This window comes from Candidatus Nitrotoga arctica (assembly GCF_918378365.1).
Lineage (GTDB): Bacteria > Pseudomonadota > Gammaproteobacteria > Burkholderiales > Gallionellaceae > Nitrotoga > Nitrotoga arctica.
Map to the genome: position 1 here is coordinate 1,207,424 of NZ_OU912926.1, position 16,552 is coordinate 1,223,975.

General features: G+C 44.4%; 18 protein-coding genes and 1 tRNA gene. 15 read left to right on the forward strand and 4 right to left on the reverse strand.

Going from position 1 to position 16,552, the window contains the following annotated elements; genetic code table 11:
• The first annotated feature begins 487 nt into the window (after positions 1-487).
• The 6 genes from MKZ32_RS05435 (at position 488) to MKZ32_RS05460 (ending at position 5,262) form a co-directional block, all read left to right on the forward strand.
• The gene (locus tag MKZ32_RS05435; protein ID WP_275584316.1) at positions 488-1,111 is read left to right on the forward strand and encodes a carbonic anhydrase family protein; all 624 of its coding nucleotides are present in this window, start codon (positions 488-490) and stop codon (positions 1,109-1,111) included.
• Between the two features lie 273 nt (positions 1,112-1,384).
• The gene (locus MKZ32_RS05440) at positions 1,385-3,100 is read left to right on the forward strand and encodes an SEL1-like repeat protein (RefSeq protein WP_239796332.1); all 1,716 of its coding nucleotides are present in this window, start codon (positions 1,385-1,387) and stop codon (positions 3,098-3,100) included.
• Complete coding sequence (locus tag MKZ32_RS05445) at positions 3,097-3,876, forward strand: J domain-containing protein (RefSeq protein WP_239796333.1); 780 nt, start codon at positions 3,097-3,099, stop codon at positions 3,874-3,876. Before MKZ32_RS05440 ends, MKZ32_RS05445 begins: the two co-directional genes overlap by 4 nt.
• A 209-nt stretch (positions 3,877-4,085) precedes the next feature.
• The gene (locus MKZ32_RS05450) at positions 4,086-4,496 is read left to right on the forward strand and encodes an ElaB/YgaM/YqjD family protein (protein ID WP_239796334.1); all 411 of its coding nucleotides are present in this window, start codon (positions 4,086-4,088) and stop codon (positions 4,494-4,496) included.
• 47 nt (positions 4,497-4,543) lie between these two features.
• Positions 4,544-4,912 (forward strand): phage holin family protein, encoded by a 369-nt coding sequence (locus MKZ32_RS05455; RefSeq protein WP_239796335.1) that lies wholly within the window; start codon positions 4,544-4,546, stop codon positions 4,910-4,912.
• Positions 4,909-5,262 (forward strand): hypothetical protein, encoded by a 354-nt coding sequence (locus tag MKZ32_RS05460; protein ID WP_239796336.1) that lies wholly within the window; start codon positions 4,909-4,911, stop codon positions 5,260-5,262. The genes MKZ32_RS05455 and MKZ32_RS05460 overlap by 4 nt, the downstream gene beginning before the upstream one ends.
• Before the next feature lie 276 nt (positions 5,263-5,538).
• On the opposite strand, the gene MKZ32_RS05465 is transcribed toward MKZ32_RS05460, so the two are convergent.
• Together MKZ32_RS05465 and MKZ32_RS05470 are read right to left on the reverse strand one after the other, a co-directional pair.
• Complete coding sequence (locus tag MKZ32_RS05465) at positions 5,539-6,771, reverse strand: aspartate kinase (RefSeq protein ID WP_239796337.1); 1,233 nt, start codon at positions 6,769-6,771, stop codon at positions 5,539-5,541.
• A 231-nt stretch (positions 6,772-7,002) separates the two neighbouring features.
• The gene (locus tag MKZ32_RS05470; RefSeq protein WP_239796338.1) at positions 7,003-7,686 is read right to left on the reverse strand and encodes a Bax inhibitor-1/YccA family protein; all 684 of its coding nucleotides are present in this window, start codon (positions 7,684-7,686) and stop codon (positions 7,003-7,005) included.
• 220 nt (positions 7,687-7,906) lie between these two features.
• On the opposite strand from MKZ32_RS05470, the gene MKZ32_RS05475 reads away from it, so the two are divergent.
• The 6 genes from MKZ32_RS05475 to MKZ32_RS05500 all read left to right on the forward strand — a co-directional run bounded on the left by MKZ32_RS05475 (position 7,907) and on the right by MKZ32_RS05500 (position 12,670).
• Positions 7,907-7,994: transfer RNA gene (locus MKZ32_RS05475), tRNA-Ser, on the forward strand.
• A gap of 176 nt (positions 7,995-8,170) precedes the next feature.
• Complete coding sequence (locus MKZ32_RS05480; protein ID WP_239796339.1) at positions 8,171-8,656, forward strand: Arm DNA-binding domain-containing protein; 486 nt, start codon at positions 8,171-8,173, stop codon at positions 8,654-8,656.
• Positions 8,647-9,891, forward strand: a complete 1,245-nt coding sequence (locus MKZ32_RS05485) for a tyrosine-type recombinase/integrase (protein WP_239796340.1) — start codon at positions 8,647-8,649, stop codon at positions 9,889-9,891. Before MKZ32_RS05480 ends, MKZ32_RS05485 begins: the two co-directional genes overlap by 10 nt.
• 649 nt (positions 9,892-10,540) lie before the next feature.
• A complete protein-coding gene (locus MKZ32_RS05490) occupies positions 10,541-11,029 on the forward strand; it encodes a glycine-rich domain-containing protein (protein ID WP_239796341.1) in 489 nt (162 codons plus the stop codon).
• 143 nt (positions 11,030-11,172) lie between these two features.
• Complete coding sequence (locus MKZ32_RS05495) at positions 11,173-11,940, forward strand: pentapeptide repeat-containing protein (protein ID WP_239796342.1); 768 nt, start codon at positions 11,173-11,175, stop codon at positions 11,938-11,940.
• A gap of 43 nt (positions 11,941-11,983) precedes the next feature.
• A complete protein-coding gene (locus MKZ32_RS05500; protein WP_239796343.1) occupies positions 11,984-12,670 on the forward strand; it encodes a DNA adenine methylase in 687 nt (228 codons plus the stop codon).
• Between the two features lie 15 nt (positions 12,671-12,685).
• Here the strand turns inward: MKZ32_RS05500 and MKZ32_RS05505 are convergent, their stop codons facing one another.
• Together MKZ32_RS05505 and MKZ32_RS05510 are read right to left on the reverse strand one after the other, a co-directional pair.
• Positions 12,686-13,357 (reverse strand): hypothetical protein, encoded by a 672-nt coding sequence (locus MKZ32_RS05505; RefSeq protein ID WP_239796344.1) that lies wholly within the window; start codon positions 13,355-13,357, stop codon positions 12,686-12,688.
• A complete protein-coding gene (locus MKZ32_RS05510; RefSeq protein WP_239796345.1) occupies positions 13,338-13,577 on the reverse strand; it encodes a helix-turn-helix domain-containing protein in 240 nt (79 codons plus the stop codon). The genes MKZ32_RS05505 and MKZ32_RS05510 overlap by 20 nt, the downstream gene beginning before the upstream one ends.
• Before the next feature lie 468 nt (positions 13,578-14,045).
• Between MKZ32_RS05510 and MKZ32_RS05515 the strand changes: the two genes are divergently transcribed.
• The 3 genes from MKZ32_RS05515 (at position 14,046) to MKZ32_RS15650 (ending at position 16,498) form a co-directional block, all read left to right on the forward strand.
• The gene (locus MKZ32_RS05515; protein WP_239796346.1) at positions 14,046-14,831 is read left to right on the forward strand and encodes a hypothetical protein; all 786 of its coding nucleotides are present in this window, start codon (positions 14,046-14,048) and stop codon (positions 14,829-14,831) included.
• Between the two features lie 91 nt (positions 14,832-14,922).
• Entirely contained in the window at positions 14,923-16,275 is a 1,353-nt protein-coding gene (locus MKZ32_RS05520) for a replication initiation factor (RefSeq protein ID WP_239796347.1), read from the forward strand.
• On the forward strand, positions 16,265-16,498 hold the full coding sequence (locus MKZ32_RS15650; protein WP_420887758.1) for a helix-turn-helix transcriptional regulator: 234 nt from the start codon (positions 16,265-16,267) through the stop codon (positions 16,496-16,498). The genes MKZ32_RS05520 and MKZ32_RS15650 overlap by 11 nt, the downstream gene beginning before the upstream one ends.
• Positions 16,499-16,552: the final 54 nt, after the last annotated feature.

The following is a 16,552-nucleotide window of genomic DNA, read 5'->3' on the forward strand; positions in this document are numbered from 1 at the left end:
GTGTACTAAAGCCGGACGAGTCGGAACAAAAATGGATAAAGCACAACTAATTTCTGATGGAGGTCGAAATATTGCAGCCTTTAACCAAACGATACAAAAATGAACTGTTAGGTTTTTTATCTGCTTTGACCGCATCGTGATCACCGATACTGAGGTAAGCTGAACGAAATGGACGTTAGCATTTTGTTAAACTTGAGCCGAAGTGTCAAATGAAGTAATGAATACTGACTCAAACGTTGGGGAGTTAACCTGCAAAAGCTGATCAAGAATGAAAGCCGCGGAAACAGAGCAAATGCAAACATTGGAGCAACTACCTGAGTGTGTCAAAAAATTTCCAGGATCCTCGCGTAAAATGTGCGGCATAAAAACTTCAAATTTCACTGATTGGGTTAATAGTTAAAAATTGAATTAACACGCCACGCATTGTAATGTAGCGTTGTTTTTATCGAGTCAAAGTTCGGCAGGGTGTTTATTTAGAGGAAATCAAATGAGAACGCATACCAAAGAAACTCAAGCATCTCTTACGCCGGAGATGGCATTTCAAATTCTTAAAGAGGGAAATGAACGTTTTGCACAAAATCTCACCGTCAATCGCGATCTATTAGGGCAATTAAAAGATGCTTCAGAAGGGCAGTTCCCTTTTGCAGTAGTTTTGAGTTGCATCGATTCCAGGACATCGGCTGAACTTGTTTTTGATCAAGGTTTAGGCGATCTCTTCAGCATTCGGATAGCAGGAAACATCGTTAACGAAGATATTCTCGGCAGCATGGAGTTTGCGTGCAAAGTCGCCGGAGCGAAAATAATTGTTGTGTTAGGGCATAGCGGTTGCGGCGCGATCATGGCCGCATGCGACGATATCAAGTTTGGTAGCTTTACCGCTTTAGTTAACAAACTTAAGCTAGCAGTGGCACGTGTTCGCGAGCCAATAACCGATCGCAATTCGCAAAATTCAGAATTTGTAGAGAAGGTTGCCATGACTAATATATTCCTGACAATTGCCAACATTAAACACCGAAGTGAAGTTCTGCGAGAGATGCTGGAGAAATACCAGATAGCAATTGTGGGCGGCATGTATGACACTCAAACAGGAAAAATTGAGTTTTATCAATAACCATAATATAGCCATTCAAGGCCAGCCTAATCTTTGTTTGCGTACTAAAACCTTGCCATTCAAAAAATGGATATTACATTTGTGGTTTACATCAATAATTATCGTAAGTGTTTCTTGTTGATGAATATAATCCTTCAGGATTTTTATAAGTCAATCCTGGTTAGAAACCATATTAAGAATAATTATTCATAGGGCTCTTGCATAACACACAGCGAAAATCGAGAGTAATCAATCCACGCATTAAAAGCGTACACACTAGACGAGTAAATGCTTATGACAGAACAAAAAAATCTTCCAGCCAAGGTGTCCACTCAGGAAGTTGTGGTGCATAGAGAGCAACGCGGCCTTGTTGCGAGAGGAATGGCGGCAGTTATGAGTAGTAAAGATCCGTCACTGGCAGAAGACCTCGACGCGTTTTATCGTCAAGCACGGGCTGCCTATAATCATATTACAGAGCTTGGCGATAAATCAGGTTTTGGTATCGTCTGGACACGCAGTGACCTCGACGATCTGAAAGATGCCTTGGATGCCTTCACGCAATTGACGGATAAACAATATGGCAAAGCCTATTTCCCATTATCGCTTCTCCATAATGGTGGGCGGAGCTTCCCGGTGCACAAGGAACACGCTCAGCATTACGCAAGGCTGGCCTTCGATTGGTGTATAGCCAATCAAAATAAAAATGACCCTGAAATATGGAATGACTTGGGCAGGCTATATTGGCTCGGCGAAGTGGTCAGCACAGACTATGAGCAGGCGCTTTATTGGTATCAGAAGGCCGCAGAAGCGGAGCTTGAGCAGGCGCAATATAATCTGGGGGCAATGTATTACAACGGGCAGGGCGTCAGTCAGGATTATCAGCAGGCAAGATTATGGTATCTCAAGGCCGCAGAACAAGGACATACGCGGGCACAATATGCTCTAGGTACCCTGTACTACAACGGGCAAGGGGTTACACAGGACTATGAGCAGGCCATGTCTTGGTACCACATGGGTGCAGAGCAAGGAAATGCATGGGCGCAACAATCCCTCGGATATATGTACGAGAAAGGTCAAGGCATCACACAGAACTACGAACTTGCTTTGCCTTGGTATCGCAAAGCCGCAGAGCAGGGACATTCACGTGCGCAATTCAATTTGGCAGCTATGTACAACAGCGGTCAATTGGCTGAGCAAGATCACGAACAGGCTAAATTTTGGTATATGAAGGCCGCAGAGCAGGGACATGCGCGTGCGCAATACGAACTAGGCTTTATGTACAGCAAAGGTCAAGGCGTTATACAGGATTATCAGCAGGCCGCGTTTTGGTGTCTCAAGGCCGCTAAGCAGGGACATGTGCGGGCACAATATGCAATGGGAGCCACGTTCAGTAAAGGGCGGGGCGTGCTCCAGGATTATCAACAGGCCGCATTCTGGTATGGCAAAGCCGCAGAACAGGGGCATGTGGAGGCACAATTCAATCTAGGATTCTTGTATGAAAAAGGTCAAGGCGTTACACAGGATAACCAGCAGGCCGTGTCCTGGTATAACAAAGCCGCAGAACAGAGACACGCTTCGGCCCAATTAAATCTGGGATTCATGTACAACAACGGGCTGGGGGTTACCCAAGACGACCAGCAGGCTGTATTTTGGTTTCTAAAGGCTGCAGAGCAGGGAGATATGTGTGCGCAATACACGCTAGCAATTATGTACGGCAATGGCCAAGGCATTATACAGGACGATCAGCAGGCGGTATTTTGGTACGGCAAAGCTGCAGAGCAAGGGCATGCAGAAGCACAATTCAATCTGGGATTGATGTACAGCAAAGGCCAGGGTGTTACACGGGATGAACAGCAGGCTGCGTCTTGGTATCGCAAGGCCGGGCAGCAAGGTGAAACTAGAGCGTTGGAGCAATTGAAAGAATTAGGGATCGGTACTAGAGAGAAAATCGATCTCGCCGCGTGGGAGCAACTTAACGAATTCACTCTCAGTTGGAAAACACCTGAATGAAACCCACTTTAGATCAGGAGCTTACCCGTTTGGTGAGCGATCAGGCTAAGCTTGCAGAGCAGGTTATTTCGGCTGAATTGGAACTGGAAACAGCCAAAACAGAAACAGCACAGTTCCAGCGCCGCTATTATGAAATGGTTGGGAGATTCTACGCTCAGTTAGATGAACTGGACGCGCAAATTGCTAACGCACAGGCGGGGCTATCCCCCGATGATGCAGCTGCTCAAGTCCATGCACAAGCAGCGCAAGAGCAGGCTAGAAAGTCAGCCGAAGAAGCGGGTTTGATAGAAGCTCAACCTCCTCCCCCACTGGTTATTACGCCGCAACTTAAGCAGGCATTTAGGCGCGCTGCCATGATGATGCACCCCGACCGCGCCACCACGGAACCCGAGCGCCTGCGTCGACATGGATTGATGATAAAGGTGAACCTTGCTTACGAGCGCGGGGACCAGCAGGCCATTGAAAAACTGGTGCTGGAATTTATTCAGGATCCTGCAATGCAGGAAGAAACTGAGGATCCCGAGTTAATTGCTGATCAGGGCGTGGAATTAAAAATCTTGAAAATCATCCGTCGTACTGGACAATTACGCCGCCGCATGGATGAAATTCAGCAAGAATTGCAAGAAAAAAGACAATCGGATATTTATAAACTTAAAGCCACAATTGAAAGAGCTGAGTTGAGAGGTGGCGATCCGATGGGCGATTTGGCGGAACAGTTATTACAGGAATTGTCCGAGCGAAGAATTCGACTGGAAGAAACCGCCAAGCATGAATAGTTCATGTGGATATTTTAGAATTTATTTAATAAGTATAAGATAAACAACAAGAAATAGTTTTTTACATGTATTTGGATGTACTACATATATCCAGTTAGCATTGAATATATGTGTGCCAGCGAACAGACCGAAATTAATAAATGTAAGATACTTAACCTTAGCTTTTTTGCCATAAAATTCATCACTAATAAAATATAAGGAGTTTAGCTATGCAGAATACAATTTCAAATAAAGTAGAAGGTGCAGTGGCAGCCGCAGAAAATATGGCTCAACGGACTGGAACGGCTGTAGGCAATGTTGTGGACGCTACGAAATCCGCTGGAAAACAAGTAGGGGCAGCCGCCAGTAGCGAAATGTCCAATCTGCGGGCCGATTTAGACGATTTGATTTCTCGTATACCTAGCTTATCTGATATTGACTTAGAAGAGGCCAAGGAAAAGTTGATGACAAAAATGGCATCTGCAAAAGAAGTTGCGAAAATTGTGGCGGCCGATGCGCGCAAGCATTTTAATGATGGCGTCGATTGCTCCAGAGGATATGTAAAAGAAAACCCTTTGCAAGCAGTTGGATATGCAGCGGCAATTGGTTTTTTACTGGGCCTGTTAATTTCAAGGCGCTAATTTGATTCACTGCAGAGCACTTAAATTCTTAAGTTGAGATAAATGTCATGTTTGAAAAAATCAAAAAAGCTAAACAACTTGGCATAATTGCGCGTCATCGTATGGGCGATTACATAGAATTGGTGCCGATCTTAATGAAGATCCAATGGCATTACTTTAGCGCCCAGATAATTAGTTATGTCGTTTTGTTTGTGTTGGCATTGTTAAGCCTGATTTTTTTAGGTGTGGCTATTATCGTTAGCTACTGGGAGACCCCATATCGTGTGGCATCTGCATGGAGTGTTGTGGCTTTATATGCATTGTCAGCCTGTGGGGTTTTTCTGGTAAGCCAGAATAGAACACGTCCAATATCTCCATTTGAAACGTTACGCACCGAATTAGAGAAAGATGCACAGCTGGTAAAGGATACGATATGACAATGTCATTGTCTCTCGAAGAGCAAAAAAAAATTCTCTTGGATCGGATGGAGGAAAATCGGCGTAACTGTCGAAATAATTTTATTCAGCAATTTTCTAGTACTGAAACTGCAACGGCTTTATCTGGTAATTCGGGAGCGTTTCCACGAAGCCATACTTTTAAACTTTTAACGCATCATCCCTATCTTATTGGCATAGCATTCATTGCAGCGTTGGCAGGATCGCGTGGGTCATTGCGAAATCTTTTAAAGAAGAATCTTGCCTTCAGTAAAAATATGTTAATAAGCAAGGTGAAAATGTTGGTTGTACCCGCAATAATTCGTTTATTCCGGTCATATATTCGCTACTAATAGCATGAAGCTTTACTGATCCTAAAGCTACTTTCTATGGAAAATCTCGGACGCTACTTTATGTCAAGCGAGAAGACTAGCCGCTGTTATGTTGCCCATCGAACCCTTGTTTCATTCGCAAGATAATCTATTAACAATCAAGGAAATCCGATTGCATCGAGCGCGTGGCCCTCAGCAGTATTGCCCTCGCGAGTGCAGCCCATGTCTGTATGGTCGGCACAATGTCCGCCTATCAGGGAAGTAGATATCAATTCATTACAACAGACGCACTCGTTGCTATACGGGCTCCAGGTCTAGATCGAATGCTTTATGAAGCACACGCACAGCCAGCTCCAGGTATTTTTCATCAATAACAACAGAGATTTTAATTTCCGAAGTGGAAATCATCTGAATATTAATTCCCTCCTCCGCTAAAGTACGAAACATTTTGCTGGCGATGCCGACGTGCGAACGCATTCCGACTCCAACTACTGATACTTTGGCAGTCTTATTGTCACCCACCACATTTCGTGCACCAATGTGATGTTGTACTTGGTTTTTCAGAATATCCATCGCCTTATCGAATTCATTGCGGTGTACGGTAAAGGAAAAATCGGTGGAATCATCCACGCCGACATTCTGAATTATCATGTCCACGTCAACATTGGCTTCACTGATGGGCCCCAGTATCTGGTAAGCAATGCCCGGTTTATCCGGTACACCACGCACGGTGATTTTGGCTTCGTCACGGTTGAAGGCTATACCTGAAATAATCGCCTGTTCCATCTTATCGTCTTCCTCAAAAGTAATTAACGTACCATCGCCTTCTTCCTCGAAGCTTGATAGCACGCGCAACTTAACCTTATATTTCCCGGCAAATTCAACTGCGCGGATCTGCAATACCTTGGAGCCGAGGCTAGCCATTTCTAGCATCTCCTCGAAGGTAATGGTCTTGAGGCGGCGTGCTTCCGGCACCACGCGAGGGTCGGTCGTGTATACGCCATCAACATCGGTATAAATCTGGCATTCGTCGGCGTGAAGCGCTGCGGCAATAGCTACCCCAGTAGTATCGGAACCGCCCCGTCCCAAGGTGGTAATGTTCCCCTCTTTGTCTATGCCTTGAAATCCAGCCACTACAACCACGTATCCGTTAGCTAAATCGGTGCGAATGTTTTGCTCATCTATGCTAAGAATACGTGCCTTGGTGAATGCGCTGTCGGTGATAATTTTGACTTGCGCGCCCGTGTAGCTTTTAGCCTTCAGTCCTTCTTGAATCAGCCCCATCGACACTAACCCAACGGTCACCTGTTCGCCGGTAGAAACTACCATATCAAGCTCACGTGGATCAGGCTGAGCTTGCATTTCTTTCGCCAACCCGATAAGTCGATTGGTCTCACCGCTCATGGCGGAAACCACAACGACCAATTGATGTCCGAGTGCTTTGTATTTCGCTACGCGACGCACTACGTTTTTAATGCGTTCCGGACTGCCTACCGAAGTGCCACCATATTTCTGAACAATTAATGCCACGGATTCCTATACCCAGATTACAAAACGGAGTGAATTCTAACCTAAAACAAGAATACCACCCAAGCTCCAAATGCTTCTGGCACGACAATAAGCCATGAAACGCTGTGCCCTGGTATCTGCTTCATTTAGAAAAATTGAAGAGGATTTTCACCTTCAAGTATGTGCGTGCGCTCTGCCTGGGACATAAAAAAGGCGGCTTGCGCCGCCTTTTCGAATTAAGGTCATTCGGCTTTAATCGCGTTCACCACTAAAGGCCATCAGCAGGCTTAGCAGGTTGACGAAAATATTATAAATATTTAAATATAACGACATGGTTGCCATTACATAGTTAGTCTCGCCGCCATGTATGATCTGGCTAATGTCGTAAAGAATGTAAGCCGAGAAGAGCATCACGGCAATAGCCGAGATGGTTAGCGATAAAGCGGGAATGGCAAAAAAGATATTGGCCAGTGAAGCGACTACCAGCAAAACCAAGCCAATGAACAGGAATTTACCCATAAAGCTGAAATCTTTTTTGGTAACAGAAGCGATGGTCGCCAAGCTAAAGAAAATTAGTCCGGTTCCACCAGCAGCCATGCCCACAAGTTGGGCGCCATTTCGCAGATGCAGTGCATGTTGCAGAATTGGCCCAAGGAAAACACCCGCGACAAAAGTGAAGCCCAGCAGCATGGCAATGCCCCATACGCTGTTACGCAACGCAGAGACAGCAAATAGCATACCCATCATTACGGCGAACATCAGCAGCGGAGCCATGATGGGATTCTGTGCCATGAACGAGAAGTTAGCGGATGTGCCAATAAAGGCTCCCATAATGGTAGGAGCCATGGTGAGAGCCAGCATCATGTAAGTGTTGCGCAGGACTTTATTTTGTTCCAGCCCTAGCGTGCCTAGTTGCGAAATGGTTTGGTATTGCATGGTATTTTCTCCAGAAGGTGTGTTAACAACATACGTAAGAGTATCGAAGCGGGAGAAAAGTTGCAATGTTTGTGTTGATTAATGTGTAATAGTTGAAAGTGACTTTAAATTAGTAATGTATTTCGGGTATCATGCGCCCACTTCAGGTGCGCGCAACTTCAATATGATTTGTTTAGTTATGTTGTAACACAGTCGCATACTTAGTGATGTATTCAAACTTGGAAGCTTGGGTGAGTGGTTTAAACCAGCAGTCTTGAAAACTGCCGAACAGCAATGTTCCGTGAGTTCGAATCTCACAGCTTCCGCCAGAACTCGTTATTAACCTGTCTCAAATAATCTCTCAAACCCGCATGGCATATGGCTTTAGCGGGTTTTTTAACGCCCAAGCGGTATCAGGCGATCTCAGCGAAGCTCTGTTTTTTGTGGGTACATTTGCGGATACATGGTAATCTATCTTTTGCAATGTACCCGCAGGAGCAAAAAAATGGAAATAAAAGCAGCACTGACAGAGCTTATTGCAACGCAAGCTGAGGCTAAGGGCAAGCAGTACAAGATCGGAGACGGCGCAGGCATGTACCTACTTGTCATGCCTGATGGTGCAAAGTATTGGCGCGTGTCCTATCGTTTCGGCGGGAAGAAAAAAGCGCTTGCATTAGGCATATATCCAGACGTGACACTAGAGGATGCACGTATACGCCGTGATGAGGCGCGCAAGCTACTGACCGATGGTATAGACCCCGGCGAGGTTAAGCAGGCGCAGAAGGCTGAGAGACAGGCTCGGAAGGACGCGCAGATTGCTGACGACGCCAGACAGATTGCCGCAACCCGTTTCATTCTCGACAACGAAGGCGCGCTGGCCTTTCGTTTCGGTTCTCGCTACATCGCATTAACCCCGATTGAAACAAGCGAGCTTCGCACTTTCCTCGATGCAACCCGCGCTGTTACTCCAAAGGACACATCATGCCGCTAACAGAGATGGAGATAAAGAAGGCCAAAGCTACGAATAAGCCCTACAAGCTAACAGATGGGGGCGGACTGTTCCTGCTGGTACACACGAACGGCGGCAAGTATTGGCGGTTAAGATATCGTGTCGGCGGAAAAGAAAAGCTTCTAGCAATCGGCGTCTACCCAGACGTAACCTTATCTGAAGCACGGGAACGGCGCGAACAGGCACGCAAGCTGCTGGCGAACGGGGCAGACCCAAGCGCGGTAAAGCAAGAAGCGAAGCAAACTAACAACAAAGCTTTGCAGGTTGCCCGCGAAAATAGCTTTGTCACACTTGCCATTGAATATCACAAAGTTAAGTCTCCGATGTGGACACCCGGACACGCGAAGCAGTGGCTTGGCAACTTGGAAAAATATGCTTTGCCCGTCATCGGTAATCGCCCGATAGCTGAGATTGAGCCGATGGAATTAGTTGGCATCATGCGGACTATAGAGGAGCATGGCACATTCGAGACACGGGATCGCTTGCTTCAATCAATCGGCGCGGTATTCAAGTATGCAATCGCCACAGGCAGGGCTAAATACAATCCGGCAGAAATCCGCATGGCATTGGTTGACAGGCCAAAGGTAGAGCATTTCCACTGCATTCCAACTGAAGAACTACCCACATTCCTGCGCTCTGTAACCGCCTATCAGGAAATGGATAAAGTCTCGCCCATCGCTATATCTGCCCTACGCCTACTGATGTTGACGGCAACTCGCACAAGTGAAGTACGCTATTCGAAGTGGAAGGACTTCGACCTAGACACCAGATGTTGGGTTATTCCTGCAGAACAGGTTGGACGCAAGGGCAAGGGCGACAAGCGCAAAGATCATGCTGTGCCGCTATCCACTCAAGCGATGGCAATTTTGCGCGGATTAATACCTTTCACAGGGCAGGGGGAGTATGTATTCCCGAACCGCAACTATTCGGGCAAAGTAATCAGCGAAAACACGGTGCTGAAAATCATTGAGACCATTGGCTACAAAGGCAAGATGACTGGCCACGGTTTCAGGAGTTTGGCGCGCACTGTCCTGGGTGATATGGGGCATCGCTGGGAAGTACTAGAGGCAGTGCTATCCCATGCGCTGGTGAACCAGACGGCGGCGGCATACGTGCGGACTTCATACTTTGAGGAGAGGCGCGATATTATGCAACAGTGGGCGGATTATCTTGCCAAAGTGGAGGCAGGCGCGGAAGTGATACCGTTACGAGCATGATAATTGACGCCATGGCTGACACCTATTAGATCAACACGTCCAGCCGTCACTCTGAAAACTTGGTTCGTAGGATCGAAGACTCACGTACCTACATTATTTATCAATACCTTACAGTGTTCGTCACACTCAAGAACAGTCCTAAACAGCTACAGCAATACCCTCAAAAGTGTAAAAGTGATACGTTTTTGACTACAGTATTAAACTCATGCTAACGCAAGCGAGTGGTAATATTTAATATAGGAAGGAGTAGTTTTATCCTTCAAATGTTCTGCAAAATGACAGCACCGCCCGCGATTAAATCAGCACAAAGCATCGCCCTTGTGCATGTTATCCACTGCACCAAAATTGCATAGTTTTCCTCCACAGAAAAACCAAAGCAATACGATTGTTCATAAAAGAACTAGAAAGTGGATTGCTATGTGGATATGGAATACAAATTTGTATTACTCAAAATTGCGACGGATGGGACATAATTGTTGACGACTTTATACTCAGTACTATAATGGGCTTAACTTTGGTTATAGAGTTATCGTTCAGATCGATTACCAAATTATTCTTAAAATAAAAATCCGAAATATCCATCAAGATTATCGTGCTATCTTCAGTCAAGTATTTACATCGCACTTAATATAATTAATTGGAGTTTTTAATGATCAAACTACATTTGGAATCCCTCGATAACCTTGACTTAGAGCCAATCATTGTGAAGGCGATCGACGCAATAGATGGTTATGGATGGAGCTTCGACAAAGCAATAGAGGTCGCTGAGGAATATCGCCGATTCTTAGCTTTGTGTTTGTTATTTCCAGATGATTCCATGGTGCCATCCAACGTAGTGGATGATTTTTGGCATTTGCATATTTTGGATACACAAAAATATGCGGTCGATTGTGAAAATTTCTTTGGTTATTTTCTCCATCATTTTCCATATTTTGGAATGAGGGGAAATCATGATGAAAAAAACTTGGAAATTGCATGGTACGCAACACTTGATGCTTACAAGATGACTTTTGGTTCCACACCCTCAGCGGAACTCTGGCCACGTTCAAACCGTTGTCCTAACTGTGGGAAAAGAGCAAATAGTATGTCAGTAGATATCCGACCAACACTAAGAGATATAGGTTTGGCTATTGTTTAACAATAATGATTTACTGGTTTAGATGTTGCTACAATTGGGCTAAAGAGAGCCATTTTTGGTTTTGGGCGATTTCTGTTATATGGGTGGTTTTGATAGGCGGGTTGTGGTATGTGCTTTTTATAGCGCATCTCGTGGAATTGCCTATGGATGAAACTGGTCAGACAGTTGGCTATTTTATAGGCGGTATCGGCGTAGCAACTATCGCCATGGTGACAGCAGGTCGACGCACCCATGCACTGATGAATCAGGTAAAAAACGATCAAGCCCGCGTAATAAATGAAAATTTTACAAAATCTATTGAATTATTAGGAAATAGTGATGAAGCAGTGCGCCATGGAGGACTTTTTTCACTCCAGAGAATGATGCGTGATGAAAGCTTTTATCCAACAATTGTGAAAATTGTCACTTCTTACATACGACATAAAAGCCAACACTACTTTAGAGAAGAACTAAAAATTGTTAATAGTAATGAAGACAAAGCAATAGAACAGTTAGACGGCATGCCAATGAGAATTGATGTTGAAGCAGCCTTATCTGTACTTAAAAATCGACTACAGTACGATACTGGCGGGTTTGAAGATTTTAAAAAAAATAAACAAAATAATACATCTTTTGACCTTTCAAATTCAAAGCTTTTCAATGCGGATTTGTCCCATACTCGGTTCGTTAACTTTAACCTTTCAGATAGTCTGATTCGTAATTGCGTGCTTACTCGATCAAGTCTTGCGGGAGCTAATCTAACTAAAACGGATTTTAGCGGAACGGATTTTAGCGACACAGATTTATCTGGTGCAGACTTAAGCAGTACCATAGGACTGACTCAAAAACAGATAAACCAAGCTGTAGGAGACTCGACTACAAAGCTACCTAAAGGATTACAGAATCCAGATACTTGGTTGACGTGTAGTTAAGGAATACTATAGTATTCTTACCCTAGCGTTTTCGGTGATTCCCATGTTTTATTACTACGGCAGAAAAAAACAGATTGCTAGACATTATCCAGCACCAAATTATGGTTGTATAATTGAGCCATTCGCGGGCTCTGCCGCTTATTCTTTCCATAACGATAACTGGCGTAAGCAAGTAATTCTTATTGAAAAGGATGTGCGAGTTTCTGCAATTTGGGAATGGCTGATTAACGAAGCCACACCAAACACTATAAAAAAAATGCCTGATCTTCATCCCGGAGAAAAAAGCTCAGAGTTTCTACATATAATCCATGCTGCAACTAAAATGGCATTCAAATACAAAACCATAAAAGTTACCCCTGTTTTAGCAAGAAATTGGGAAATAAGCAAAAGAGTAATGGCAGAGAATCTGGGTAAGGTAAAGCACTGGCAAATAATATGTGGAGATTACACTTCAGCCCCCGATATTGAAGCAACGTGGTTTATTGATCCGCCATATAGGTTCGAACCCGGCATGGGATATGGGCATAGTAGTGCACGTATGGATTATGAACAATTGGCTAAATGGTGCATGGCAAGGCATGGCGAAATAATCTGTTGTGAAGGAGAAAATGGGAATTATTTGCCGTTTGTTACACTCCTAGAGTTGAAGGGTATTGCAGGAAAATCAAGCAAAGAGAAGCTTTTTTATAGGTCGCCTTATGGAGCAAGGCAACTCGAGCTGATCACGTAATTAGTTTTTATTGGGCTATGTGATGCTAAATCTCAAAAATCGGGAGTAGGCCGATACATACTCTTGATTATCGATTAATACTACCCAGCCATTACCCATTTTTTTCTTTCCGCTTATACCCATTCCGGTAACTTTCGTGTTCCTTCCCGTAGTACCGCTTATTTCCCCCCAATCATCAGTACAAAGTTCATTGCTATAAAACGCCCCGGTAATTGTGGGAAAGTTAAAGGAGTGCCCGTCCTCAACAAAATCCCACACCAGACCAAGTAACTCAGAAACCTCTCTATGATGAGCCTGCCATGTAATACCAGTCAGCATTTCAATCCGAGTTTGGCCCGCGCGAAGATTCGCGCTCGTTTTTATGTTGCCAACGGTACATTTAATTTCCAATCCTTCTGGGTAGTTTCTTAATTGTTCTTCTGAGCATGTTGCTGCTTTGGGAGGAATCAAATCAGGATGCCCTTTTTCGATAGGGTTGACAATGGCATCAATAAACGACGTTAGACTATCGCAGAATACGGAACCAATCATTGCGCTAGTTGTTTTGTAATCAATGCTTTTATATAAGGTGGATGGAAGATCAGACAAAATTTGATTTGTTTGAACTATGCCGCTGCGTATTGAATCACTGCTTACCAAAAAGCCACAATTAATTTCAAAACCAGTATTAACTATAAAGTTCGCCATGTTGCATTTCAATTTGCTGTACAAGATCACTCGGCTTAATCTTTAAAGCGCTTGCTATTTTGAACAATATTGCAAGAGTGGGCATCTTCAAACCCCTCTCTATTTGGCTCACATAAGTACGATGAATACCAGCCAAATCTGCAAGATCTTCTTGAGACAGCTGAGATAAATGCCGATATTTAATCAATGCTTGAGCAATTGATTGATTCAGTGTTCTCATAATTAATAATCCCATTATGGATACTAATGATCTACAGCCCATAGTATTCAATTTGGCATAACGATTTTCCTTGCCTCCCCAAAAATGCACAATAAGAGAGGATTTCTAAAATATCGTAAGATAAACGCAAGTGCTTCCCCCTTTGGTTTCGCGTGCTATGGATTGACTCTGTAATTAGCGACTAATGAGTGACCTGAACGTTACCCGATCTGCTCCCGGGCGTTAGGCCGTATGTGCAACCCCACTCGATATCGGGGCAGTTGGGTCAGGCTTCGATGCTTTTTCCGCCACTCCCCCTGCAAGTCGGTTTTTCCATAATATCCGCTGACTTTCTACAACGTGCCGCCTGAAAATGCTGTAGCGGTATCCCGTTTTAAGTGCCTAGTCATATACGCATCCTTTAGCTTTTGATTTTTTCGTGATGTGGTATCTTGGGTTTGTCGACGATATGCACTGACTGGAGCCCGCATGACAGAACAAACGCGAATCGGAAAACTTACAATTCACCATATTCAACATTTGATTCAGTTTGTCCCTATCCTAGAGCAGATAAAACCTGATCTTGCAGAGAAATTAATTTTGCATCCAGACAACGCTGTGGAGTTTTGGAAGCCAGGTCTAGCATGGGGTGATTATTATGATCTATCTATAACACAACATATTGCTTGTTTCTTGATGATCGCTGGTCTTGCCGACTATGTAATTGCTGCCGCCCAATCATCCGATCCTACTAGCGAAATGATGAAACTAGACGACCACCCAGACTATCAGGAATGGAATGGTGGGGCTGAGAAGCTATTCGAGTATCACAAACTTCTAGGGGCACTCTACGCATTGGTAGGATCTTTGGAATGCCTTGTTCTTTATGGCTATTACATCAATGAATACATCGCTATTTCTGCTGAACAAAACGATGATACAGCGCTCTTTAATGCAATTCGAATTGACCCAGTTGTGCTGACATGTAAAACCTCTTCTCACCGCATTAGTCGTGCTGTCGTAGAAGCTGACACTGCTTTCTTTCATGGCCTTCAAAATGCACTTAATGGGAAAACAGGAAGTCAGGCAAGTTATCTCAAAAAATTTAAATTATTGATGCAAATATTACTCGAACAAAATTTACTAAATGAACCTATTAGCGAGTTGAAAAAGTTATGCCTAGAACTCGAAGTCTATGCAGATAATCCTAGCGCTGAAAAGAATTTGGATGAGTTAATTCGTAAATTTCGCAAAAAACAAACCATTTCAAAATGACTTTTGAGATGGTCGCCCGATAACATCTTGATCCATAAAGTTCGTATCCGTCGCAGGAAACAAATGTATGCCTGCCGAAACGGAGAACTATATGTTGAAATCGTGGCGTCACAATTCAGAAAATTTAGCTAAATCGAAAGTGGTTAAGGCAGCCGACGAGGTTTCAACTGCGGCCGGCGTAGCCGAACGCGGGGGAAACTTCGACGGCTTGCAGGGTACGTCGCCTAGTAACACAGTACCCTATAACAGCAATAATGAGTATTTCAAGCTTTTAAGGTTTGGGGTTGATAGTCTTTATCTTTCCTATCAGGGTGAAATTTTCCCGCAGGTTCTGGAACGTCTAACCAAGCTTAAGCAATTAGCACAGCATCCGGAAATAGATCAGCAAGCTCTCGCGCAATACACCATTGCAGGTCATATCTTTGAAGTTAAAGATAAGGGCTCGTCGGTATTCCCATATGTCCTGGAAGACGGTGCATTTCGTATAAGCATATCCAAAGCCAGTAAACGCACTCCTATGGCCTATGTAAAGCTATCGTCGCAGTATCTGTCCAGCGTCACACCCAAAGAGGCAGAACTGCACCTGCGCTCAATTTTGGAAAAATTAGGCAAACTTACGGATTCGGCCCACGTTAGCCGCCTCGATCTGTGTGCTGATTTTGTCTCAAATGAAGATATGGAGTCTTGGGATCGTAAAGCTTGGGTAACACGCGGCAAAAATATAGCTGCCTACGCTGTTGCGGAAAAGTTCACTGGCTGGACGGTTGGTCTGGGCGGAATCATGGCGTGTCGGCTGTATAACAAACTGTTGGAAATATTTTCCAGTGGCCGTGGTGACCTTATTCCTTTGTGGCAAGCAGCGGGGTGGAAGTATGATGAATCGACTTGGCGCATTGAGTTTCAGTTTAGACGCGAAGTATTAGCACAGCACGGTCTTGTCAATCTCGATAATGTATTAGCGAATCTGAACGGCCTATGGCGTTATGCCTCAACGGAATGGCTGCGCTTAACTATCCCTAACCTGGACGACCAGACGCGCTCGCGCTGGCCTGTTCATCCACTTTGGGGACATCTATCCTCGATTGATTGGGAAACCGATGGAGGGCCTCTCACAAGGTCATTTAATGCCACAAGATTACCCGAAGATAAAAGAATATTTTCATTGGGGGCAAGTTCGATTGCCTCCTACATGGCGAAGCATGGCATCACCGATTATGGCGACGGTCTTGATCGGTTTCAATGCGACTTGTACGGATATCTTCAAACCCGTGGAGAGTTTTTGGGGTTGTCAGCGGAAAGTTTTCTTATCGAAAAAGTTCGTCTGCGTGCCAAGGAATTCAACACGATCCAAAATTGTTTAGATGCGGAATGGACGCAGTTAGAGAGGAATAAATCTGCTGTCGAATACGGCAGGGCATCGAAAGGTGGTAATGATGCAATCTAATTTACAACAAAACGCACCTGCACACGGTCAACAAAATCAAATTATTGACTACCTCATACCACGCAAGACCGTTGAAAAATTGTCCGGGCTAAGCAGGGCAACAATCTACCGCTTAATTAAATCAGGAAAGTTTCCACGACCATTATCCATCGGCACGGGATCAGTACGTTGGAGGCAGTCGGAAGTGATTGCTTGGCAACAGTCACTTAGTCAAAGCCTCTAGCAGCCGATAATTGGAGGCAAGCCAAAACATTTGGGGGTATATTTGCGGGTATAT